Origin of the sequence: Enterobacter sp. 198, assembly GCF_009025585.1 — a bacterium.
Classification (GTDB): domain Bacteria; phylum Pseudomonadota; class Gammaproteobacteria; order Enterobacterales; family Enterobacteriaceae; genus Enterobacter; species Enterobacter ludwigii.
This window is the reverse complement of the sequence record NZ_WCIM01000023.1, coordinates 77141-98958: the sequence shown is the minus strand read 5'-3', so window position 1 is coordinate 98958 and position 21818 is coordinate 77141. Positions and strand designations below refer to the sequence as shown.

At 54.9% G+C, this 21818-nt stretch carries 23 protein-coding genes; 9 read left to right on the top strand and 14 right to left on the bottom strand.

The window, feature by feature from the left end; translation table 11 throughout:
- Positions 1–52 precede the first annotated feature (52 nt).
- The 3 genes from F8561_RS15070 to sodC all read left to right on the top strand — a co-directional run bounded on the left by F8561_RS15070 (position 53) and on the right by sodC (position 1835).
- Positions 53–292 carry a DUF1289 domain-containing protein gene (locus F8561_RS15070; protein ID WP_020884337.1) on the top strand — a complete coding sequence of 80 codons (240 nt, stop codon included), beginning with the start codon at positions 53–55 and terminating at the stop codon, positions 290–292.
- Between the two features lie 48 nt (positions 293–340).
- Positions 341–1237 carry an aldo/keto reductase gene (locus tag F8561_RS15065; protein WP_014169781.1) on the top strand — a complete coding sequence of 299 codons (897 nt, stop codon included), beginning with the start codon at positions 341–343 and terminating at the stop codon, positions 1235–1237.
- A gap of 79 nt (positions 1238–1316) precedes the next feature.
- Entirely contained in the window at positions 1317–1835 is a 519-nt protein-coding gene (gene sodC / locus F8561_RS15060; protein ID WP_020884336.1) for a superoxide dismutase [Cu-Zn] SodC, read from the top strand.
- Here the strand turns inward: sodC and F8561_RS15055 are convergent.
- The 3 genes from F8561_RS15055 to F8561_RS15045 are packed head-to-tail and all read right to left on the bottom strand — an operon-like array spanning position 1814 to position 4946.
- Positions 1814–3847 carry an FUSC family protein gene (locus tag F8561_RS15055; RefSeq protein ID WP_047366454.1) on the bottom strand — a complete coding sequence of 678 codons (2034 nt, stop codon included), beginning with the start codon at positions 3845–3847 and terminating at the stop codon, positions 1814–1816. The genes sodC and F8561_RS15055 overlap by 22 nt on opposite strands.
- Positions 3847–4707, bottom strand: a complete 861-nt coding sequence (locus tag F8561_RS15050; RefSeq protein WP_041162561.1) for an HlyD family secretion protein — start codon at positions 4705–4707, stop codon at positions 3847–3849. The genes F8561_RS15055 and F8561_RS15050 overlap by 1 nt, the downstream gene beginning before the upstream one ends.
- A gap of 2 nt (positions 4708–4709) precedes the next feature.
- Positions 4710–4946, bottom strand: coding sequence for a DUF1656 domain-containing protein (locus F8561_RS15045; protein ID WP_020884333.1), 237 nt, complete (start codon positions 4944–4946; stop codon positions 4710–4712).
- A 186-nt stretch (positions 4947–5132) separates the two neighbouring features.
- On the opposite strand from F8561_RS15045, the gene slyA reads away from it, so the two are divergent.
- Entirely contained in the window at positions 5133–5573 is a 441-nt protein-coding gene (gene slyA / locus F8561_RS15040) for a transcriptional regulator SlyA (protein ID WP_014169785.1), read from the top strand.
- A gap of 35 nt (positions 5574–5608) precedes the next feature.
- Here slyA and F8561_RS15035 read toward each other — a convergent pair whose 3' ends face one another.
- A complete protein-coding gene (locus F8561_RS15035; protein WP_063156066.1) occupies positions 5609–6970 on the bottom strand; it encodes a GGDEF domain-containing protein in 1362 nt (453 codons plus the stop codon).
- 248 nt (positions 6971–7218) lie between these two features.
- Complete coding sequence (gene slyB, locus F8561_RS15030) at positions 7219–7686, bottom strand: outer membrane lipoprotein SlyB (protein ID WP_014169789.1); 468 nt, start codon at positions 7684–7686, stop codon at positions 7219–7221.
- Between the two features lie 255 nt (positions 7687–7941).
- On the opposite strand from slyB, the gene anmK reads away from it, so the two are divergent.
- From anmK to pdxY, 5 genes are all read left to right on the top strand, one after another.
- Positions 7942–9066 carry an anhydro-N-acetylmuramic acid kinase gene (anmK, locus tag F8561_RS15025; RefSeq protein WP_020884330.1) on the top strand — a complete coding sequence of 375 codons (1125 nt, stop codon included), beginning with the start codon at positions 7942–7944 and terminating at the stop codon, positions 9064–9066.
- 93 nt (positions 9067–9159) lie between these two features.
- Positions 9160–9483, top strand: a complete 324-nt coding sequence (mliC, locus tag F8561_RS15020) for a C-type lysozyme inhibitor (RefSeq protein WP_020884329.1) — start codon at positions 9160–9162, stop codon at positions 9481–9483.
- Between the two features lie 57 nt (positions 9484–9540).
- The gene (gene pdxH / locus F8561_RS15015; protein ID WP_025204349.1) at positions 9541–10197 is read left to right on the top strand and encodes a pyridoxamine 5'-phosphate oxidase; all 657 of its coding nucleotides are present in this window, start codon (positions 9541–9543) and stop codon (positions 10195–10197) included.
- Between the two features lie 125 nt (positions 10198–10322).
- The gene (gene tyrS, locus F8561_RS15010; RefSeq protein ID WP_025204348.1) at positions 10323–11597 is read left to right on the top strand and encodes a tyrosine--tRNA ligase; all 1275 of its coding nucleotides are present in this window, start codon (positions 10323–10325) and stop codon (positions 11595–11597) included.
- A gap of 65 nt (positions 11598–11662) precedes the next feature.
- Positions 11663–12523 carry a pyridoxal kinase PdxY gene (gene pdxY, locus F8561_RS15005; protein WP_014169794.1) on the top strand — a complete coding sequence of 287 codons (861 nt, stop codon included), beginning with the start codon at positions 11663–11665 and terminating at the stop codon, positions 12521–12523.
- A 59-nt stretch (positions 12524–12582) separates the two neighbouring features.
- On the opposite strand, the gene gstA is transcribed toward pdxY, so the two are convergent.
- From gstA to rsxA, 9 genes are all read right to left on the bottom strand, one after another.
- Complete coding sequence (gene gstA, locus F8561_RS15000; protein WP_014169795.1) at positions 12583–13188, bottom strand: glutathione transferase GstA; 606 nt, start codon at positions 13186–13188, stop codon at positions 12583–12585.
- 105 nt (positions 13189–13293) lie between these two features.
- Positions 13294–14802 (bottom strand): dipeptide/tripeptide permease DtpA, encoded by a 1509-nt coding sequence (gene dtpA / locus F8561_RS14995; RefSeq protein WP_014169796.1) that lies wholly within the window; start codon positions 14800–14802, stop codon positions 13294–13296.
- 617 nt (positions 14803–15419) lie between these two features.
- Positions 15420–16055 carry an endonuclease III gene (nth, locus tag F8561_RS14990; RefSeq protein WP_014169797.1) on the bottom strand — a complete coding sequence of 212 codons (636 nt, stop codon included), beginning with the start codon at positions 16053–16055 and terminating at the stop codon, positions 15420–15422.
- Positions 16052–16738, bottom strand: coding sequence for an electron transport complex subunit E (locus F8561_RS14985; protein ID WP_151887654.1), 687 nt, complete (start codon positions 16736–16738; stop codon positions 16052–16054). The genes nth and F8561_RS14985 overlap by 4 nt, the downstream gene beginning before the upstream one ends.
- 2 nt (positions 16739–16740) lie before the next feature.
- Entirely contained in the window at positions 16741–17361 is a 621-nt protein-coding gene (gene rsxG, locus F8561_RS14980; RefSeq protein ID WP_020884325.1) for an electron transport complex subunit RsxG, read from the bottom strand.
- A gap of 10 nt (positions 17362–17371) precedes the next feature.
- The gene (gene rsxD / locus F8561_RS14975) at positions 17372–18424 is read right to left on the bottom strand and encodes an electron transport complex subunit RsxD (protein ID WP_014169800.1); all 1053 of its coding nucleotides are present in this window, start codon (positions 18422–18424) and stop codon (positions 17372–17374) included.
- Positions 18425–20647, bottom strand: coding sequence for an electron transport complex subunit RsxC (rsxC, locus tag F8561_RS14970; protein WP_151887653.1), 2223 nt, complete (start codon positions 20645–20647; stop codon positions 18425–18427).
- Positions 20640–21218, bottom strand: coding sequence for an electron transport complex subunit RsxB (gene rsxB / locus F8561_RS14965; protein ID WP_032678028.1), 579 nt, complete (start codon positions 21216–21218; stop codon positions 20640–20642). Before rsxB ends, rsxC begins: the two co-directional genes overlap by 8 nt.
- Entirely contained in the window at positions 21218–21799 is a 582-nt protein-coding gene (gene rsxA / locus F8561_RS14960; protein WP_014169803.1) for an electron transport complex subunit RsxA, read from the bottom strand. The genes rsxB and rsxA overlap by 1 nt, the downstream gene beginning before the upstream one ends.
- Positions 21800–21818 lie beyond the last annotated feature (19 nt).

Below are 21818 nucleotides of genomic sequence, written 5' to 3'. Positions count from 1 at the left end.
CGGGACGTTTAGCGTCTTCACTGTAGGTGATAGTCGTTATCGGGAGGTGAGTGTGGCAGAGCAACTGGAGTTTTTCCCCATCCAGAGCCCGTGCCGGGGTATTTGTCAGGTGGATGAACGCGGATATTGCCGTGGCTGCATGCGCACGCGCGATGAGCGTTTTAACTGGCAACACTTCAGCGACACGCAGAAACAGGAGGTGCTCCGTCTCTGTCGACAGCGACTTCTGCGCAAAATACGCGCAAACAAAGCCGGTGACACCGAAGAACCCCAGCAACCTTCACTGTTTTAACACGGTAATTGCGTATACTCATGACATCACGTCCTTGAGGAAAATGTTATGGTTCAGCGAATTACCCTTGCCCCCCAGGGGCCAGAATTCTCCCGCTTTGTGATGGGCTACTGGCGCCTTATGGACTGGAATATGTCCCCCCTCCAGCTGGCAAGCTTTATTGAAGAGCATCTCGACTTAGGGATCACCACGGTCGATCACGCTGATATTTACGGTGGCTATCAGTGTGAAGCCGCGTTCGGCGAGGCACTCAAACTGGTTCCTGCGTTACGCGAACGCATGGAGATCGTCACCAAATGCGGGATTGCCACGACGGCAAAACCGGAACATGCTCTCGGCCATTACATTACCGACAGCGCGCACATCATTAAGAGCGCCGAACAGTCGCTGGTTAACCTGGCGACCGATCATATCGATCTGCTACTGATCCACCGCCCCGATCCGTTGATGGATGCCGATGAGGTGGCCGAAGCGTTTCTGAATCTGCATCAAAGCGGCAAAGTGCGTCATTTCGGCGTATCAAACTTTACCCCTGCACAGTTTGCGCTGCTGCAGTCTCGTCTGCCGTTTACCCTGGCCACCAACCAGGTTGAAATTTCTCCGGTTCATCAGCCGCTGCTGCTGGATGGCACGCTCGATCAGCTTCAGCAATTGCGTATCCGACCGATGGCGTGGTCGTGTCTGGGCGGCGGACGTCTGTTTAATGATGATGAATTCCAGCCGCTGCGCACTGAGCTTGAGACCATTGCCCGCGAACTGAATGCCGGAAGCATCGAACAGGTGGTGTACGCGTGGATCCTGCGTCTGCCATCAAAACCACTGCCGATCATTGGCTCGGGCAAAATTGAACGCGTACGCGCCGCCATTGCCGCGGAAGAGTTGCAGATGACCCGTCAGCAGTGGTTCCGCATCCGCAAAGCGGCGCTGGGTTACGACGTCCCGTAACCGGTAAAACGTGACTTTCCGGTGAAATCTTTGCCCCTGGTATAAACTTAAGGGGCAAAAAACAACCCGTGGAGGTCATATGAAGCGTTTTACTCTGGCTCTCGTCACGCTGGTGGTCTGTGCAGGTGCGCAGGCGGCCAGTGATGAAGTGGAAATGAATCTCGTCACCTCTCAGGGTGTAGGTCAGTCCATCGGCACGGTGAAAATCACTGAAACCGACAAGGGACTGGAATTCGCGCCCAATCTCAAAGCCCTTCCTCCTGGCGAACATGGTTTCCATGTCCATGCTAACGGTAGCTGTCAGCCCGCATTAAAAGAGGGTAAAGCCTCGGCTGCGGAGGCGGCAGGCGGCCACCTCGACCCACAACATACCGGTAAGCATGAAGGTCCTGACGGCATGGGACATCTGGGCGATTTGCCGGTGCTGGTGGTGAATAACGACGGCAAAGCCACGGATCCCGTCGTCGCGCCGCGGCTGAAAAAGCTGGATGAAGTGAAAGGCAAGGCGCTGATGATCCATGTCGGCGGCGACAATATGTCCGATCAGCCAAAACCGCTTGGCGGTGGCGGGGCTCGCTATGCCTGCGGGGTGATGTGATCCCCAATTGTACCCGGAGCCGGTGCCTGTTCCAGCTGCGACAGTGAGCAGTGCAGGCGCCAGATTATCGAGGCTAAATCTCGTGCTGCAGGCGAGTGGTGGTGCGCAAGGGTATCGCAAATTCGCTGAAGTTCAGCAAGCGTGGTTTCCAGTGGACGCTGCTGGACACCGCGTTCGCTCATGACATCGCGTAGCAGGGTGATGCAGACATCACGAACCTGCGACAGCGGGTCGGACCGTGTTTCCCATGCCCTAAGTTGCCAGACCACGTGAGAGCAGTTCAACAGCACCACGCCCCAGCGCAACAGCCAGCGGCGCGAAAGAGAGTCCTGGCTGTTATTGAGCTGGCTGACATAGTGATAGACCAGCGATTCGTACTCACTTTCACGTAAATGCGGTTTTCGACTCAACTGGTCGACAAAACCTCTGCGTAACTCGCGGATATGCCGGCGACTCTTGCGCGCATCTGAACCCGGACGTAACACCGCAAATGCCAGCCACGCCAGCCCAACGCCAAGGATCTTCGCCAGATTGTCATTGAGAAAATCGGCGTAGTCATAAACCGGCGGGTTAGTGACGGAGATAAACGAGCCCATAAATACAATCAGCTGTCCCCACAGCCCCGCGAGTTTGGGCATTTGCAGCTTCAGCAGCTGCATGGTGGTTAACAGCGGGAACAGGAACAGAAGGAACTGCCACAGGTCGCTTATCTGCACCATCAACCCAAACTTCACGGCAAAACTAAACAGCGAAAGCAGCACCAGGGTGCGCAGCAGCAGCGTGAGGGAGTTGAACGGTGACGCGGCGACGGAGTACAGCACGCAGCTGATAGCAGCAAGCGTCAGGGCCGCAGGGCCTGACTCCCACTGGGTGGTGATACTCCACGCGCCGACCAGCGTGAGCGCGCAAAAGGTACGAAAACCGCTCCACAGTGCCTCCATCGAGTCTGTGTGTCGTGCCAGCGCCGGGCTACCGGGGACAGCGAACTCGGTGACCGGGGTGGCATTTTCCACGGCGTTAATCCAGCGGCTGCTGCGCAGATACAACCGGCAAAAATAGTTGAGACGCTGCCAGAAGGCGCGGTGACGGTAATCGTACTCATCTACTGGCGCGAGCGGGGCGATAATCTTCGCGACGGTGTAGATGTCGGCATCCGGGCGTGCAAGCGCCGCGAGCAGCGTTTCAATTACGGCGCGCGTATGTGCAGGGGGCGTGGGCCAGTTGAGCAGCATCCGGCGCAGGCTGGAGATTGAACTGGTCATACGCAGCTGCTGATGCAACAGATAGTTCAGCAGGGTGTTCTGACGACGAAAGCGATAGTGGCTCCAGAAGGCCTGAATGCGTAACAGATTCATGGTCAGGATCTGGCCGATCACCTTTTCGTGCGCAAGACGGATGTCGTCGTTGGTATCCGGCTGCCAGAGCAGGCTTGCGTGCTCCAGTAAACGAGTATGCATGGTCTTCAGGGCAGTAATAAGCGCGGTGCCATCGGAGGTGCTCGGCAGTATCATCATCATGAAACCGCCGCTCAGAATACCGACAATCACTTCACAGACGCGCGCCTGTGCGATGTCCCACAGCTCGGTGGTATCGAGCACATTCACCACCGGAAAGGCGATAATGGCGGCGGTATAGCCGGCCAGCTGGAAGGCATAGGCCACGTTATTCGTAAAATGTGCGCAGGCCCAGGTACAAAAGCCCAGCCATATCGCCATGCTCAACAAAAAAAGCCACGGATCGTTCAGCGTATGACCTGCAATGATTAACGCTGCGGTGGCACCCAACAGGCTGCCGGCAATACGTCCAAGACTTTTGCTGATCACCCCGCCGACGGTGGGGAAACTCACCACCGCGGCAGAGGTCATTGCCCAGTAGGGCTGATCAAGGTTGAGGTAATAGGCAACAGTCAGCGCCAGACACATCGCAATGCCATTACGCAGCGCATAGCGCCACTGCGGACGTGTCGCTTTCATCCACGGCGTATTTCGCCAGGAGAAGGCCTGCAGGTTCATCAACGGGTCCCGATGGCGACGGTGCAGGTTGTGCCGGAGACCAGCGTTATGGCCTGCGGTAAATGGTCAAACTCCACACGAACCGGTACGCGCTGGGCCAGACGCACCCACGGCACGTTCGGTTTAATGTCCGGTACCAGGCCTGAATCCATTTCAACACTCTGATCGTAAATGGCGCGGCCAATGCTGGAGACGTGACCCTGTAACCGCTGCGAGCCGCTGTAAAGCGTAATGGTAGCGGGAGACCCTTCGCGAATATGGCGAAGCTTGGTCTCTTCAAAATAACCCACCACATAGAACGAGTGGCTGTCGACAAGGGCGAAAACGGGTTGCCCGGCGGTGGCATAATTCCCCACGCGGGCTGACAGGTTAGTGATCCATCCATCGACAGGCGCGGTAATAACGGTTTGTGTCAGCTCCCACTGCGCCTGTTTGAGCGTAGCCTCCGCGACGTTCACGCTCGCCTGCATGGCCTTAACGTTGATATTGGCGGTATCTAAATCTTCTGCGGAAATGTAGTTGCGCGACAAATGCCGGCGGCGATTGGCTTCGTTATTGGCTTTTGCTAAATCAGACTGGGCCTTCGCCAGCTGTGCCTGGGCGTTAAGGATCGCAATATGATAGGGGGTGTCGTCGATACGGAATAACACGTCACCCTTTTTAACGTACTGGTTATCTTTCACAACAAGCGTCGTAATGCTGCCCGAAACCTGTGGGGTAATGCTGACCTGCTCAGCCCGCACTTTGCCGTCACGTGTCCAGGGTGACTGCATATAAAAATTCCAGAGCCACCACCCGGCAACCAGGGCCAGAGCAAGAACAATCAGCGTGGAAAAGTACTTCAGCGTTTTCAGGGGCATATTCACCACACAATCAAGACAGCTAGGCCCAGGCATACGGAAAGGGCAAACAGGGAGAGGTCCATTAACATGGGGTGCCAAATCTCGCCGGAGTACATCCAGTCGCGAAGCAGGCGATGGGCTATGAGCCAAATCATAAAGCCGACCAGGACGGCCTTAAACAAGGGCGGAAAGTAGACTGACGCACCGAAAATCAGGTCCTGAAGGGGGAGTCCCACGGAGCTTTGAAAAAACGTCACGGGCAGAGATCCTTTGCAGTGAACAAAATGCCGCGAGGGCGAGTCTTAATCTGATGGAACATCACAATTCAGTGTAAGTCATCCTTTTAAGTTCGATGAATGCAGTATTGCATTTGTTTTGCCAATACAAATGCTGCACACTATTCTAAAATCAGTATAATAACTTAGCAAGCTAATTATAAGGAGATGAAATTGGAATCGCCATTAGGTTCTGATCTGGCAAGGTTGGTACGCGTCTGGCGTGCTCTGATTGACCATCGCCTGAAACCTCTGGAATTGACACAGACGCACTGGGTCACGCTGCATAACATTCATCAGCTGCCACCCGACCAGTCACAAATTCAACTGGCAAAAGCGATCGGCATTGAGCAACCATCACTGGTACGTACGCTTGACCAACTGGAAGAGAAAGGACTCATCTCCCGGCAAACCTGCGCCAGCGATCGTCGCGCTAAGCGGATTAAGCTCACTGAGAAAGCGGCCCCTATCATTACTGAAATGGAAGCCGTTATCACCAAAACGCGCGGCGAAATCCTTTCCGGGGTTTCACCCGCAGAGCTTGAACTGCTCATCAGCCTCATTGGACGCCTTGAGCAGAACATCCATGAGCTGCAGTCACGCGACTGACACCATCACAAGGCCTTGCAGCAGCAAGGCCTTTTTTACCTCGACACAACGACGCGGTTACGCCCGGTCTCTTTTGCTTCATACATCGCCTTGTCAGCATTCTCCACGCACGCTTCAGCGGTCGTCGTCGGAGAGGTGGCGGTAAACACCCCCATGCTAATCGTGATGGATTCAGGTAACTGACCCCCGCTGCTGACCTTATCAAAACTGCTCAGCTTTAGCCGTATGCGTTCAGCCACCTGGTACGCTGCTTCCGACGAAGTATTGGTCAGCATCAGGACAAATTCTTCCCCGCCAATACGTGCCGCGATGTCCTGCGGGCGGACGGAATCCATCAGCAGGTTGGCGACAAACTGCAATACTTTGTCTCCCTGCAGATGGCCGTAGCAGTCGTTGATGCGCTTAAAACGGTCGAGATCGCTGACGATAACCGACACAGGGTGGTTGGCTTTGCTGATGCTGAGTGCCTGATTTAAGGCGTCGTAAAAATAACTGCGGTTGTAAAGGCGCGTCAGCGGGTCGCGGATCGAGTTCTGATAAGACTGCTGATACTTTATGTGCGAGTCGCGATACAGGTTAAAGACGTCGTACAGCAGGACAAAAATAATCATCAGCGTCGCCACGGTTTCGAATAAGCGAGCGTGATACCAGGACGTGTCCTCAGCATGCCCGCCGGCTAACAGTAATGAGAGCGTCAGGACATAACAGACACATAAGAAATTACCGCCAACCCAAAAAAGATTCCGCACCCGGGTAATCGTCATTAACGTTGCTAATGCCACAACCCAGAGAAGAATCAAAAAGATATTTATGACCTGGCTCCAGAGAACCATAAATTGCCGGGTTTCATTATCTACCAGATCCAGCGTTATCAGTGCCGAGTGGCTGGAGCAGAACCAGGCCAGGGCGACCATAGAAACCGTAAACAGCAGTGTACCGATAAACACGGCAATATGTGCGGGGCGAGAAAGGGGATAATCCCGAATGGAATAGAGCAAGGCTGAGACTATTATCAGCACCGCCATAAGAATATGACGGAACATAAAGAAGATCATGGCGTCGTTATAGTCGACAACATTGAACTGATAGAGATCCAGCCATGACGGGAAGCTGGACAGGGTACCGGCCATCAGCATCGTCGACCCGGCGAAGGCCGAGGCGAGGGCGATAAGGTACAACCGCCGTCTGTCACACCAGTATTTCATGACCATGAAGCAGGCAATAAACAGGTGGAATACCAGCAAAAATATGGTAAGTGTCGGGAATAGCAGCGGTGAGAATGAAGGGACTAATTCGACCAGTTTTACAAAGAGACCTTGTAATATTCCAACGACGACGATGCATCCAAAACAGAATGTAATATAAGGGTTTTTAAAATATCGTTGTAGTGCAAGCATAGGGATTTGACGGAATAATAAAATTAAAAAATGTAAAGTAAGAAAGAGAGTAACAGGCGTGGAGAGTAAATACTTTGCGCAGGAACAAGATATACCGCGCTTAATGATTCATGGCGGGAATGTTTTTTGTAAATATATTGCTGATAATTATATTATATGTAAATAGATTTGTTTACTGGCTTCGCTAAACGGATTTGTTAAATGGATTTGTTAAATGGATGTGGTCTGATGACCACATCCAGTTTGAATTAGCGTGGAGAAACGGTGACCTGGCTTCCGTTGCTCGCCAGAACAACGCGCTGGCCAGCAGAGAAACGGGTATTACCTTGTTTCTGTACTACCATGATGGTGCTGCCGTCATCTTTACGGATTTCCAGTTCTACGCCCTGGCTTTTGTTCATTGCACCCTGAACGCCCTGGCCTGCAACACCACCCGCAACGGCACCTGCTGCCGTGGCCAGCGAACGACCCGTGCCACCGCCTACGGTATTACCGAGGAAGCCACCCAGCACAGCACCGCCGATGGCACCCATCACGTTGCTGTCATCGCCACCCTGAATTTGTACAGGGCGTGCGTTAACAACGGTACCGTAAGTGACGCTCTGAACCTGTTTGGCTTCAGAAGCGCTGTACACGTCGCCAGAAAGTGAACTGTCATTCACACAGCCTGCAAGGGTTAAACCGATCAGCGAAACGCCCAGTACACGTAAAATCATTTGAATCTCCTGTTCACCAAAAACGCCCGATGGCGGGCATCCGTTATGGCTAAATTATATGGCATAAGGGGCCATAGTTCATATCTTTGCACTAACAATAAGAAAATTGTACTTGAATTTAACTTAACGAGACATAAACGGGCACCCGGCAGGTCACCTGTCTGAGATTGTTAAAAAATATTATCGCCGGATAGCAAAGCGGCGCTGTTTATGGTTGAGTGGAGAGCATTAGCCCACGCAACGTAAGGAAAGCGCATGAAATCGGGTCGCTACATTGGTGTGATGTCGGGTACCAGTCTGGATGGCGTAGACGTCGTTCTGGCCGCTATTGATGAAAACATGGTGGCACAGCAGGCGAGCCTGACCTGGCCTATCCCCCTGGCGCTGAAAGAGGACATTCTCAGTGTCTGTCAGGGGCAGCAACTGACGCTTTCTCAGCTTGGTCAACTTGATGTGCGGCTGGGAGCGCTGTTTGCCGATGCGGTACTGGCCCTGATGCATAAAGAAAAGCTTCGCCCGCAGGATGTCGTCGCCATCGGCTGTCACGGACAAACGGTCTGGCATGAGCCGGTCGGCGACGCACCGCATACCCTGCAAATCGGCGACAATAACCAGATTGTGGCGAAGACGGGCGTGACCGTAGTCGGTGATTTTCGGCGTCGCGATATTGCGCTTGGCGGGCAGGGCGCGCCGCTGGTGCCCGCTTTTCATCAGGCATTGTTGACCCATCCGACAGAGCGCCGGATGGTGCTGAACATTGGCGGTATCGCCAACCTGTCTCTGCTTATCCCGGATCAACCCGTACGCGGCTATGACACCGGCCCGGGTAACATGCTGATGGATGCCTGGATCTGGCGTCAGCGTGGTCAGGCGTATGATAAAGACGCGCAGTGGGCCAGCGAAGGCAAAGTGATCATCCCGCTGTTGCAGTCCATGCTAAGCGATCCGTATTTCGCCCTACCGGCGCCCAAAAGCACGGGGCGCGAATATTTCAACTATGGCTGGCTCGAACGTCAGCTGGCGCAGTTCCCGGCGCTTGCACCGCAGGATGTCCAGGCGACGCTCGCCGAGTTAACGGCGGTTTCGATATCGGAACAGGTTCTTCTCAGCGGTGGATGCGAACGCCTGCTGGTGTGCGGCGGTGGCAGCCGTAACCCGTTGGTGATGGCACGTCTTGCCGGGTTATTGCCGGGTACCGAGGTGACGACCACCGATGAAGCCGGCATCAGCGGCGATGATATGGAAGCGCTGGCCTTTGCCTGGCTTGCCTGGCGCACCATTGCCGGGCTTCCGGGCAATTTGCCGTCGGTGACTGGCGCACGTGAGGCCAGCGTCCTCGGGGCCATTTTCCCGGCGAATCCGCGTCATAATCAGAGTTAACTGAAATTCAGCGCGGCGTGTGGTCGTTAGAATGGAATGAAACAGGAGGGCAGCCATGCCCTCCAGGACCAGGAAAGTCTTCGGAATACGCCCATGAAAAAACTTCTTCTTATTGCCGCGCCTTTATTGCTGTCAGGATGCAGCGTCTACAACCAGTTCCTTGATCGCATGCAGACCGATACCCTGGAGTATCGCTGTGATGAAAAACCGCTGACCGTTAAGCTGAACAATCCGCGTCAGGAAGCCAGTTTTGTCTACGACAACAAATTGCTCACCCTCAAGCAGGGCATTTCTGCCTCCGGCGCACGCTACACGGACGGAATTTATGTCTTCTGGTCGAAAGGCGACAGCGCCACCGTCTACAAACGCGACCGTATTGTGCTGAACAATTGCCAGCTCGAAAATCCGAAGCGTTGAGATTTTTACAGGGGCGGCGCACAATAGCGCCACCCAATGTCAATGTCAGCTAACGCCATGTCAGATAACGACGAACTGCAGCAAATTGCGCATCTGCGCCGTGAATACACCAAAGGCGGCCTGCGTCGCCAGGATCTTCCCGCCGAACCCCTCGTGCTTTTTGAACGCTGGCTGAAACAGGCCTGCGAAGCGAAACTCGCCGACCCAACGGCAATGGTTGTTGCAACGGTAGATGAAAACGGTCAACCGTATCAGCGTATCGTCCTGCTCAAACATTATGACGAGAAAGGCCTGGTGTTTTACACCAACCTGGGCAGTCGTAAGGCACACCATTTAGAAAACAATCCTCGTATCAGCCTGCTGTTCCCGTGGCATATGCTGGAGCGTCAGGTGATGGTCACCGGCAAAGCAGAGCGTCTCTCCACGCTGGAAGTGGTGAAGTATTTCCACAGCCGTCCGCGTGACAGCCAGATTGGTGCCTGGGTCTCAAAACAGTCCAGCCGCATTTCGGCGCGTGGCGTGCTTGAAAGCAAATTCCTCGAACTGAAGCAGAAATTCCAGCAGGGCGAAGTTCCGTTGCCCAGTTTCTGGGGGGGCTTCCGCATTCCGATCGAGCAGATGGAATTCTGGCAGGGCGGCGAACACCGTCTGCATGACCGCTTTTTATACCAGCGAGAAAATGGCGGCTGGAAAATCGACAGGCTGGCACCGTAATCGCCGAAATTTGTTGATTTAAGCGCTAGCGCAGGCCGCGCTTGCGCTTTATTCTATGTACCTTTCGCATCAGGCGAAAAGTCGTGTACCGGCAAAGGTGCAGTCGTTTATACATGGAGAATTTGATGGCAAGCAGTAACTTGATTAAACAATTGCAAGAGCGGGGCCTTGTGGCTCAGGTGACGGACGAGGAAGCGTTAGCAGAGCGACTGGCGCAAGGCCCGATCGCGCTCTATTGCGGCTTCGATCCTACCGCTGACAGCTTGCATTTGGGGCATCTTGTTCCATTGTTATGCCTGAAACGCTTCCAGATGGCGGGCCACAAGCCTGTCGCACTGGTTGGCGGCGCGACCGGTCTGATTGGCGACCCAAGCTTTAAAGCTGCCGAGCGTAAACTGAACACCGAAGACACCGTGCAGGAGTGGGTGGATAAGATCCGCAAACAGGTTGCGCCTTTCCTCGACTTTAACTGCGGTGACAACTCTGCGATTGCGGCCAACAACTATGACTGGTTTGGCGGCATGAACGTGCTGACCTTCCTGCGCGACATTGGCAAACACTTCTCCGTTAACCAGATGATTAACAAAGAAGCGGTGAAGCAGCGTCTGAACCGTGACGACCAGGGCATCTCCTTTACCGAGTTCTCCTACAACCTGCTGCAGGGTTATGACTTTGCCTGCCTGAATAAACTGCACGGCGTCTGCCTGCAGATTGGCGGCTCTGACCAGTGGGGCAACATCACGTCGGGTATCGATCTGACGCGTCGTCTGCACCAGAACCAGGTCTTCGGTCTGACCGTTCCACTGATCACCAAAGCCGACGGCACCAAATTTGGCAAAACCGAAGGCGGCGCGGTATGGCTTGATCCGAAGAAAACCAGCCCGTACAAATTCTACCAGTTCTGGATTAACACGGCGGATGCCGATGTTTATCGCTTCCTGAAGTTCTTCACCTTTATGGACATTGAGGCGATCAATGCTCTGGAAGAAGAAGACAAAACCAGCGGTAAAGCGCCACGTGCTCAGTACGTACTGGCTGATGAAGTGACCAAACTGGTTCACGGTGAAGAAGGTCTGGCCGCGGCAAAACGTATTACTGCAAGCCTGTTCAACGGGACGCTGAGCGATCTGAGCGAAGCGGACTTCGAACAGCTGGCGCAGGATGGCGTGCCGATGGTTGAGATGGAAAAAGGTGCCGACCTGATGCAGGCGCTGGTGGACTCCGAGCTGCAGCCATCCCGCGGTCAGGCGCGTAAAACCATCGCCTCGAACGCGATCACCATTAACGGTGAAAAACAGGCCGACCCGGAATACACCTTCGCTGACAGCGATCGTCTGTATGGCCGCTACACGCTTCTGCGTCGCGGTAAGAAAAACTACTGTCTGGTCTGCTGGAAATAATTAAAAGTATCCAGGGGCGTGGGAAACCACGCCCCTTTTGTTTTTTCAGGGTTTGGTAAGTAAAAATGAAGAACATCCTCGCCATTCAGTCCCACGTTGTCTTTGGGCATGCTGGCAACAGCGCCGCGGAATTTCCGATGCGCCGCCTCGGTGCCAACGTCTGGCCCCTCAATACTGTGCAGTTCTCAAACCATACACAATACGGTCAATGGACCGGCTGCGTGATGCCGCCTTCGCACCTCACCGACATTGTGCAGGGCATTGCCAATATCGATCAGCTAAAACGCTGTGATGCGATACTGAGCGGATATCTCGGTTCGGCAGAGCAGGGAGAGCATATCCTGGGCATTGTCCGCCAGGTGAAAGCGGCAAACCCGGCGGCGAAATACTTTTGTGATCCTGTTATGGGGCATCCGGAGAAAGGCTGTATCGTGGCCCCCGGCGTGGCTGAATTCCATGTGCGTCACGCGCTGCCGGCCAGCGATATTATTGCGCCGAACCTGATTGAGCTGGAAATTCTCTGCGAGCATCCGGTGAATAGCGTAGAAGAGGCGGTAAGCGCCTCTCGCGAGCTAATAGCCCAGGGGCCGGAGATTGTCCTGGTGAAACATCTCGCGCGCGCAGGGCTGAGCAGGGACCGTTTTGAGATGCTGCTGGTGACGAAAGACGAAGCCTGGCATATCAGCCGTCCGCTGGTGGACTTCGGCATGCGTCAGCCGGTGGGTGTCGGTGATGTGACAAGCGGTTTGCTGCTGGTGAAATTACTTCAGGGAGCCACGCTGCGGGATGCGCTTGAGCATGTGACTGCTGCGGTGTACGAAATCATGAAGGCGACAAAAGAGATGCAGGAGTATGAACTGCAGGTGGTCGCGGCACAGGATCGTATCGCGAAACCGGAGCATTACTTCAGCGCGACCCGGTTATAACGGTTCACGTTCCTGTCAGCCGGGTAGCGACAGCGCCACCCGGCAATACAGTGCGCCGGTCAGTTCAACCCTTCTGCTTTAAGCGCTGCAGCCACCGCAGGACGCGCGGCTACGCGATCCATGTACGATGCAATGTGGTCCAGCCCGTCCATGTTGAGCTTAATGGCCCGCGCCCAGCGCAGCACGGTGAACAGATAGGCATCGGCAATCGTAAAACGCGCGCCCCCAATCCACTGATCGTCTTTCAGCGATGCGTTAACGTACTGCAGTTTTTTCTCCAGTTGAGCACGTACGGTCGGTTTGTACTCTTCCGGCGTCTCCGGACGGAACAGCGGCGTAAAGCCTTTGTGCAGCTCGGTCGCAATGTAGTTCATCCACTCCAGCGTTTTGTAGCGAGAAACCGTGCTTACCGGTGCCAGCAATTGCCTGTCGGGCACACTATCGGCGAGGAACTGCATAATCGCCACGCCTTCGGTCAGCAGGGTACCGTCATCCAGCAGCAGAGCCGGAACTTGTCCCTTCGGGTTAATAGCAAAAAAATCATCGCCGTTTTCCAGGCGTTTTTTCATCAGGTCAACGCCATCCAGCGTGAAATCTTTGCCGCTCTCGCGCAGGGTAATGTGGGAAGCAAGAGAGCACGCGCCCGGTTTGTAGAACAGTTTCATCGGTAACTCCTTTTTGCTGAGGTTTCAGCTATGTTAGTGCGCGAACGGGTAAAAAAAAAGCCGCTAATACATTAGCGGCTTCTGTTCAGTCGTTTCTCAGTGACATTATGCGGTAGCGGTTTCGGTCGCTTTCGCCGTCTTGTCGTCGTCCTGAGTCATGCGATTCAGCTTCGGCGCAGTCAGCATCATCAGAACCGCGATAACCGCAGTAGCAATACCAATCTGCATGAACACGGTACCGTAGACGTTCAGAGAGACCAGTGGGTCAGTCACGTTATCCGGCACGGCCATCAGGTTTGCAATTTTACCTGCGATGATAGCGGCACCCGCAGTGGTCAGGAACCAGCTACCCATGATGAAGCCCATCAGACGCTGAGGAACCAGTTGTGCAACCATCGCCAGGCCCAGACCGGAGATCATCAGTTCACCGATAGACTGCAGCGCGTAGCTCAGGATCAGCCAGTTAACGGAGACGATACCGGCGTCAGTCGCAAATTTCGTACCCAGCGGCAGTACCAGGAATGCGCCAGAACACAGCAGCATACCGATAGCAAATTTGTGCGGCATCGGCAGACGGTCGCCCATCTTGTTATAGATAGCAGCCAGAATCGGGCTACCAATCATGATCCAGAACGGGTTCAGGGCCTGATACTGTTCCGGCTCGAACGCGATACCCAGGATTGAGTGTTCAACGTTACGGATAGCGAAGAAGTTCAGAGACGTTGGCATCTGGCTGTACAGAACGAAGAAGATAATCGCTTCCAGCATCAGGATGAAGGCCACAATCATCTTACGACGAGCGGCACCCTGCATGGCGAAGGCTTCTTTCGCGAAGATGATCACGATACCCAGCGCAACCACACCCAGAACGGCACGCGCGATGCCCTGGTTATGCAGCAGCCAGGTTGCGATTGCCGCGAGGATCACCACGCCGACAATGGTCGCCAGCAGTTTGCCAATGTGAACCGGTTCGAAGTCTGGTTTGGAGCCGTAGTCTTTTACCCAGCGTTTGCAGAAGGCAAAGTTAACCACGGTGATCAGCATACCGACAACGGACAGGGAGAACGCAACGCTCCAGCCGAATTTAGCGGCCAGCCACGGGGTTGCCAGCATGGAGAAGAAGGAACCGATGTTCACGGACATGTAGTACATGGTGAATGCACCGTCCAGACGCGGGTCATCTTTGTTGTAACAGGTAGAGAGCAGGGAAGACGGGTTCGCTTTGAACAGACCGTTACCGACGGCGATAGTCGCCATACCCATATACACCACAGCGGCATCGTGACCAGACCATGCAACCAGCGCATAGCCAACGGCCAGGACAATCGCACCCAGCATAATGACACGTTTAGTCCCGAGGACTTTATCACCCAGCCAGCCGCCGATAGCGACCAGACCGTACACCAGGGCACTGAAAGAGGAGAACAGCGTAATGGAATCTGCTTCGGACATACCCAGCTGTTTTACCAGGTAAACCGCCATGATCCCTTGCAGGCCGTAATAACCAAAACGCTCCCATAACTCGATAGAGAAGATGAGATAGAACGCTTTAGGTTGTTTAAAAGCGTTAAGACTTACGCTTTCATCTGTTGGTTTATTGTTTGCAGTCGACACATATACCTCTTTTTTTACATCCCATATTAACGGGGGTGTTCATCGCGTGATGGCCGTAGTCCATCCGCCTTATAGTTATATTGGGAGGAGAAACGGCGGGTAATGTTCACTATCCTGCACCGTCTGGCAATACGTTTGTAATAATCTGTTACATATAACTGGGCCGCTATAATCGGCGGTTCATACAAATGTTATTCAGCGTTAAATTTCATACGATCTGTAAAGGGAGTTTTTTTGACTGGCATTCACCCATAATTTGCCCTCAATGGCGATATGTTCTGCTATTTGAGGTTTATTGCAGTGATATAGCCCATATTCTGAAAAATAGCTGGTCTTATGTGTTGCTCGTGATGAGTTTGATCTTGTCTGGCAAAGGGTTTACGCCGCTTTTAACAACAAAAATTCAACACGAAGTTATCAGGGTGATCTTGATCACATATGTATAGAAATTTTTGGCTATGAAAAAAGTATTAACCTGTTTGAGCGTTAAAGGCTCGAACAAGTGATAAGGGAAGCGGTAATGAAGGCGGATAAATTATGGTCAAAAGAAGGTCTACTGGTAGACCCTCTCTTGGTAAGGAATTGGCGTTGCGTCAGAAAACGAAAAGCGGAAGATATCAGGGATACACTTTCTCTTTGTACTCGCAGAGATCTTCGATAATACAGGAGCCACAGCGAGGCTTACGGGCAATACAGGTATAACGGCCATGGAGAATGAGCCAGTGATGGCAATCCACCTTAAATTCGGCGGGAACCACTTTTAGCAGTTTCTCTTCAACCTGCTCGACATTCTTGCCCGGTGCGAAGTTCGTGCGGTTAGAGACGCGGAAAATATGGGTATCAACGGCGATAGTCGGCCAGCCAAACGCGGTGTTAAGTACCACATTCGCAGTCTTGCGTCCCACGCCGGGTAATGCTTCCAGCGCGGCGCGATCTTCCGGCACTTCACCCCCGTGCTGTTCCAGCAGGATCCGGCAGGTTTTGATCACGTTCTCAGCCTTGCTGTTAAACAGACCGATGGTTTTGATATAGGACTTCACCCCGTCCACGCCCAGTTCCAGCATCGCCTTTGGCGTGTTGGCGACCGGATAAAGCAGGGCGGTCGCCTTATTAACGCTCACGTCGGTAGCCTGCGCAGAGAGCAGCACGGCGATCAACAGCTCGAACGGGGAGTTAAAATTCAGCTCCGTCGTCGGATGTGGGTTCTCATCCCGCAGACGGGTCAGGATCGCAATGCGCTTTTCTTTATTCATGAGGCCTTCTCGGGTATCCCTTCCTGTACGCTGCGCTCAGCCACGCGGCGCTTACGTTTTTCATCAATCAGGTATTTTATCGCCAGCATCATGCCGAGGCCAATAAACGCGCCTGGCGGCAGCATGGCCATCAGGAACGGCGTATCGGTGTGGAAGACTTCGATGCGCAGCGCTTTAGCCCAGCCGCCGAGCAGCGCATCTGCGCCATCAAACAGCGTTCCGTTACCCAGGATCTCACGCATTGAGCCGAGCACGAACATGGCACCGGTTGCCCCCATACCAATAGAGAAACCATCCAGAGCCGACATCGCCGGGCTGTTTTTTACGGCAAAAGCTTCCGCGCGCCCGACCACAATACAGTTGGTTACGATGAGGGGAATAAAGATCCCGAGCGACTGATACAGACCGAACGCATAAGCGTTAATCAGCATCTGGACGATACTCACCACCGACGCGATGATCATGACGTAAATCGGAATACGGATTTCCGATGGCGTCCAGCGGCGCAGGGCAGAGATGGACAGATTGGTCAGGGTGAGAACCAGCGTGGTTGCCAGCCCCAGACCCAGCGCGTTGGTGGCTGTGGATGTCACTGCCAGCAGCGGACACATCCCCAGCAGCTGTACCAGCGCGGAGTTGTTCTTCCACAATCCCTGGACGATAACCTCTTTAACCTGGCTCATGATTACTCCTCACAGGCCGGAAGATTGTTCATCTGCGCGGGCAGCGTTTCCGCATACAGCCCGGCTCGTTTTACGGCATTGACCACGGCCCGTGGGGTAATGGTTGCCCCCGTGAACTGGTCAAACTCGCCGCCATCCTTTTTCACAGCAAATGCAGGATCCGCTTCGCCGTGGATCACTTTTCCGGCAAAATGCAAAATCCAGTCGCTCAGACGGGTTTCAATTTTATCCCCCAGGCCTGGCGTCTCATGATGTTCCGTCACGCGCGTACCCAACACGGTACCGGAGAAATCGCTGCCGACCAGCAGTTGAATCGCCCCGGAGTAGCCATCGGGCGCCGTCGCTTCCATTACCGCGCCTACCGCGTTATCCCCCTTACGGGCAATAAAGACGCGGTGCGGGCCTTTGCCTAACTGAGGTGCCTGGACCACGAAGCAACTTTTCTGCAGGTCATTATCGTAGAAATCAGGGGGGATCACCTGATCGAACAGGGCTTTTTGCTGCTTCACCGCCTGTTCGTCGATGGTCGATTTGGTCAGGTTGTTCACCAGGGCCGTCAGTCCGGTGAGGACCGCGGCGAAAATGGCCAGCGTGACGCCATGTTTTTGCATTGTTTTCAGCATCGCGAAACCCTTAACGGTGGCCGTACACGCGCGGACGCGTGTAGTAGTCGATGAGCGGAACGGTGATGTTCGCAAGCAGAACCGCGAATGCCACACCGTCCGGGTAACCGCCAAAGCTGCGGATGAGCCACACCAGCAAGCCGGCCAGTGCACCGAAGATCAGGCGGCCACGGTTCGTGGTAGATGCCGTTACCGGATCGGTCAGGATAAAGAACGCACCCAGCATGGTTGCCCCCGAGAGCAGATGCATCTGTGGGCTGGCGAGCGATTCTGGCGAGAACACCCATCCCAGTGTGGCGCAGACCGCCAGCGTCACGAGGAAGCTGACCGGAATATGCCAGCGGATCGCTTTCTGCTGCAGCAGGAAGAGCCCGCCCAGCAAATAAGCAAGGTTCACCCACTGCCAGCCCGCGCCCGCCAGCATGCCGCTGAAGATGGCAGATTTCATAATCTGATCGACGGAGTGTCCGGCATGCAGGGAGGTTTTAAACGTATCGAGTGGTGTGGCCTGGCTGATGCCATCCACGCCCATACGCAGCGCGTTCATATCCGCACCGAGCGCGGTATGGCCGGTAAAGATAACGTGCAGGGCATCCATAAAGCCGGGTACTGTCGCGGCAATGTCATGCGGCGGCAACCAGCTGGTCATCTGAACCGGGAAGGAGATGAGCAGTACGACGTAGCCAATCATCGCCGGGTTGAACGGGTTATGGCCCAGCCCACCATAAAGTTGTTTGGCAATAATGACTGCAAACACCGTACCGAGCACCACCATCCACCACGGAGCAAACGGTGGAATACTGATTGCCAGCAACAGGCCAGTCAGCAGTGCTGAGTTATCGGCAAGGATGCGGGAAACCGCCAGCTTACGCAGTTTAAGCACCAGGGCTTCTGCCCCTAAGGCGCTGGCACAACCCAGCACTATCTGGAACAGCGTTCCCCAGCCGAAAAACCAGCACTGAACGGCAATGCCCGGCAGCGCCGCCAGGCACACCAGCATCATGATGCGTGATGTCTGGCGCTGATTATGGGTGTAAGGGGAACTTGCGATTCTGAAAACCATTTAATCCTCGTTAACTGCTTGCTGTGCGGCTTTCTTCGCCTGAACGCGCGCAATGGCGGCGGCGACTGCGGCTTTACGTGGGTCGTCGTTTGCGGCCGGCTGCTGTTCTTCCTGCTGTGCTGCTTTGCGGGCCTTGGCGCGGGCAATGGCGGCTTCAACAGCCGCCTTACGCGGGTCGACAGGTGCTTCAGGTTCAGCGGCTTCAGGCTGCGCCGCCGCTTTACGCGCTTTGGCACGGGCAATGGCGGCTTCGACAGCCGCTTTACGCGGGTCGACGGGGGCTTCAGGCGTAGCGGTTTCAGTCTGCGCCGCTGCTTTGCGCGCTTTAGCGCGCGCGATCGCCGCTTCAACAGCCGCTTTACGGGGATCTACGGCCTCCACTTCTTGCTCAACCACCACGTTTTGCTCGCCGGCCTTACGCGCTTTGGCGCGAGCGATCGCCGCTTCAACAGCCGCTTTACGGGGATCTATGGTCTCCGCGTCTTGTTCAACTACCACGTTTTGCTCGCCGGCCTTACGGGCTTTGGCGCGGGCAATGGCGGCTTCAACGGCGGCTTTACGCGGATCGATCTCAGCGTCAGAGGAGGCTGACTGTGCTTTTTCTGCCTGACGGGCGCGCGCAGCCGCTTTACGCGCTTCGCGGGCGGCAATCGCTTCGCTGTTATCCGGTTTTTCACCGGTCGGGATCACCACGGTCTGGGCTGCCGTCGCTTTTTTCTCCCGCACGCGTGCCAGTGCGGCATTAATCGCATCCTGGTCTTTTTCGCCGGGCTGAACTGCGGCCTGTTTGTGACGCGCCTGACGGGCCAGTTTTTCACGCTCCAGACGCGCCTGACGCGCTTCAAAACGCGCTTTCGCTTCGGCTGCGCGTTTCTCTTCCATGGAGATGGCATAAATCTCGGCCTTCTCCTGGCGGAAGTACTGCACCAGAGGAATGTTACTTGGGCAGACCCAGGCGCAGGCACCGCATTCGATGCAGTCGGCCAGGTTATGGGCCTGCGCTTTATCGTGCAGCTGACCTTTGCTGTACCAGTACAATTGTTGCGGAAGTAAATCCGCCGGACAGGCATCGGCACAGGCGCTGCAGCGGATACAGCCTTTCTCCTCCTGCTCTTCACCCATTTCGGTCGGGGAGGGGGCAAGCAGGCAGTTTGTGATTTTTACTACCGGGACATCGAGCCACGGCAGGGTAAAGCCCATCAGCGGGCCACCCATGATCACCATCTGGTCGCTGGCCGGGCAAAAATCAGCCTGTTCCAGTAGATGACGAACCGGCGTACCCAGACGCGCCCAGACGTTGCCCGGACGTGCGACAGATTCACCGGTCAGCGTAACCACGCGCTCGGTCAGCGGTTCACCGTCCACCACCGCACGTTTCACGGCGTAGGCTGTCCCGACGTTTTGCATCAGCACCCCGATGTCCGAAGAGCGTCCGCCATGCGGAACCTGCTTTCCGGTCAGAATTTGCGTCAGCTGTTTGGCGCCGCCAGAGGGGTACTTGGTTGGGATAACGCGCAGGCCGATATCGTGGCTGCCGTTGAGGACGGCGCGCAGCATCGAAATAGCCTGTGGCTTGTTATCTTCAATGCCAATCAGCACTTCGCGCGGCTGCAGAATATGGGCAAGAATGCGGATCCCTTCCACGACCTGCGCGGCGCAGTCCTGCATCAGACGATCGTCGGCGGTGATGTAGGGTTCACATTCTGCTGCATTGATGATCAGAGTCTGAATTTTATCGCCGCCGCCGTGCAGTTTGACGCCAGTAGGGAACCCCGCGCCGCCCAGGCCGGCAACGCCGAATTGATGAATACGCTCGATAAGCGCTTCGCGGCTCCGGTTGCGGTAGTCGCTCCAGCCGTCACGGTCTATCCAGCGGTCTTCTCCGTCGGCTTCAATAATGACGCTCAGTTCGGAGAGCGCAGAGGGGTGTGCTACGGTATGGGGGGCGATCGCCACCACTGTACCGGACGTCGGAGCGTGGACCGGCAGCATACGTCCGCGACCGAACGTTAACGGCTGGCCGCGAAGGACGGTATCGCCTTCTTTCACGCACAGTTCACCCTCAGCACCGATATGCTGTTTCAGCGGCATGACGTAACGGGACGCCAGCGGAATTTGGCGCAGCGGCGTGCCGTTGGACTGGGTTTTCATTTCAGGTGGATGGATACCACCGTCAAAGTCCCAAATCTTCTCTTTTCTGAAAGCAGAAAATAACTTAAGCATGTTGTTCCACAGGAATGATGCGAACCGGAATGGTTTGAAGATCCCACTTCCAGCTTTCGGTAGTCGGTTCAACCGGGCGCAACGCGATACATTGCGTCGGGCAGGGTGCCACGCAGAGGTTACAGCCGGTGCACAGATCCGCCACGACGGTGTGCATGGCGCGCGTTGCGCCAACGATGGCGTCGACAGGGCATGCCTGGATGCATTTTGTGCAGCCGATACAGTTCGCTTCGTCAATCACGGCGAGGGCGCGAACCGGCTCCTGCACATCTTCATCGCCGTCAACAGGTTGCGGGTCAACGTTAAGCAGGGCGGCTATTTTCAGCATTACCGCTTCACCGCCGGGTGCGCAGCGGTTAATTTTTTCACCCTGCACGCCTACCGCTTCGGCATAGGGGCGGCAGCCAGGATAGCCACACTGACCGCACTGGCTTTGCGGCAGAAGCTCATCGATTTTTTCTACAACAGGGTCGTCCTCTACCGCGAAACGGCGGGAGGCGTAACCCAGAATAAGGCCAAACACCAACCCCAGCACGCTGATAGAGGCGATGGCTATCCAGACAGTACTCATTACAACTTCACCAGACCACTAAAGCCCATAAAGGCCAGAGACATTAAACCTGCTGTCACCAGGGCGATCGCGTTACCGCGGAATGGCGCAGGGATATCCGCTGCTGCCAGGCGCTCGCGAATCGAGGCGAACAGCACCATCACCAGAGAGAAACCGACGGCGGCAGAAAAACCGTACAGCGCCGATTGCATGAAGTTATGCCCAAGGTTGATGTTCAGCAGCGCCACGCCAAGTACTGCACAGTTGGTGGTAATCAGCGGCAGGAAGATACCCAGCAGGCGATAGAGAGCCGGGCTGGTTTTACGCACCACCATTTCTGTGAATTGCACTACCACCGCGATGACCAGAATAAAGGACAGCGTACGCAGATAGATTAAATCCAGCGGGATGAGGATCCAGTTATCAATCAACCACGCGCAGATAGACGCCATCGTCATCACGAAGGTAGTGGCCAGCCCCATGCCCATCGCAGTTTCCAGCTTTTTGGAAACCCCCATAAATGGACACAGGCCAAGGAACTTCACCAGGACGAAGTTGTTAACCAGCACAGTGCCGACAAAGAGCAGTAAGTAATCGGTCATTATTTAGCCTGAAATAAAA

Excerpts from the sequence above, each read along its gene's own strand:
- F8561_RS14985 (WP_151887654.1), bottom strand. The coding sequence starts at position 16,738 with ATGAGCCAGGTTAAAGAGGTTATCGTCCAGGGATTGTGGAAGAACAAC.
- mliC (WP_020884329.1), top strand. The coding sequence starts at position 9,160 with ATGAAAAAACTTCTTCTTATTGCCGCGCCTTTATTGCTGTCAGGATGC.
- rsxG (WP_020884325.1), bottom strand. The coding sequence starts at position 17,361 with ATGCTGAAAACAATGCAAAAACATGGCGTCACGCTGGCCATTTTCGCC.
- rsxB (WP_032678028.1), bottom strand. The coding sequence starts at position 21,218 with ATGAGTACTGTCTGGATAGCCATCGCCTCTATCAGCGTGCTGGGGTTG.
- rsxC (WP_151887653.1), bottom strand. The coding sequence starts at position 20,647 with ATGCTTAAGTTATTTTCTGCTTTCAGAAAAGAGAAGATTTGGGACTTT.
- slyA (WP_014169785.1), top strand. The coding sequence starts at position 5,133 with ATGAAATTGGAATCGCCATTAGGTTCTGATCTGGCAAGGTTGGTACGC.
- slyB (WP_014169789.1), bottom strand. The coding sequence starts at position 7,686 with ATGATTTTACGTGTACTGGGCGTTTCGCTGATCGGTTTAACCCTTGCA.
- anmK (WP_020884330.1), top strand. The coding sequence starts at position 7,942 with ATGAAATCGGGTCGCTACATTGGTGTGATGTCGGGTACCAGTCTGGAT.
- pdxH (WP_025204349.1), top strand. The coding sequence starts at position 9,541 with ATGTCAGATAACGACGAACTGCAGCAAATTGCGCATCTGCGCCGTGAA.
- pdxY (WP_014169794.1), top strand. The coding sequence starts at position 11,663 with ATGAAGAACATCCTCGCCATTCAGTCCCACGTTGTCTTTGGGCATGCT.
- rsxD (WP_014169800.1), bottom strand. The coding sequence starts at position 18,424 with ATGGTTTTCAGAATCGCAAGTTCCCCTTACACCCATAATCAGCGCCAG.
- sodC (WP_020884336.1), top strand. The coding sequence starts at position 1,317 with ATGAAGCGTTTTACTCTGGCTCTCGTCACGCTGGTGGTCTGTGCAGGT.
- F8561_RS15055 (WP_047366454.1), bottom strand. The coding sequence starts at position 3,847 with ATGAACCTGCAGGCCTTCTCCTGGCGAAATACGCCGTGGATGAAAGCG.
- F8561_RS15050 (WP_041162561.1), bottom strand. The coding sequence starts at position 4,707 with ATGCCCCTGAAAACGCTGAAGTACTTTTCCACGCTGATTGTTCTTGCT.
- gstA (WP_014169795.1), bottom strand. The coding sequence starts at position 13,188 with ATGAAACTGTTCTACAAACCGGGCGCGTGCTCTCTTGCTTCCCACATT.
- tyrS (WP_025204348.1), top strand. The coding sequence starts at position 10,323 with ATGGCAAGCAGTAACTTGATTAAACAATTGCAAGAGCGGGGCCTTGTG.
- F8561_RS15065 (WP_014169781.1), top strand. The coding sequence starts at position 341 with ATGGTTCAGCGAATTACCCTTGCCCCCCAGGGGCCAGAATTCTCCCGC.
- rsxA (WP_014169803.1), bottom strand. The coding sequence starts at position 21,799 with ATGACCGATTACTTACTGCTCTTTGTCGGCACTGTGCTGGTTAACAAC.
- F8561_RS15035 (WP_063156066.1), bottom strand. The coding sequence starts at position 6,970 with ATGCTTGCACTACAACGATATTTTAAAAACCCTTATATTACATTCTGT.
- nth (WP_014169797.1), bottom strand. The coding sequence starts at position 16,055 with ATGAATAAAGAAAAGCGCATTGCGATCCTGACCCGTCTGCGGGATGAG.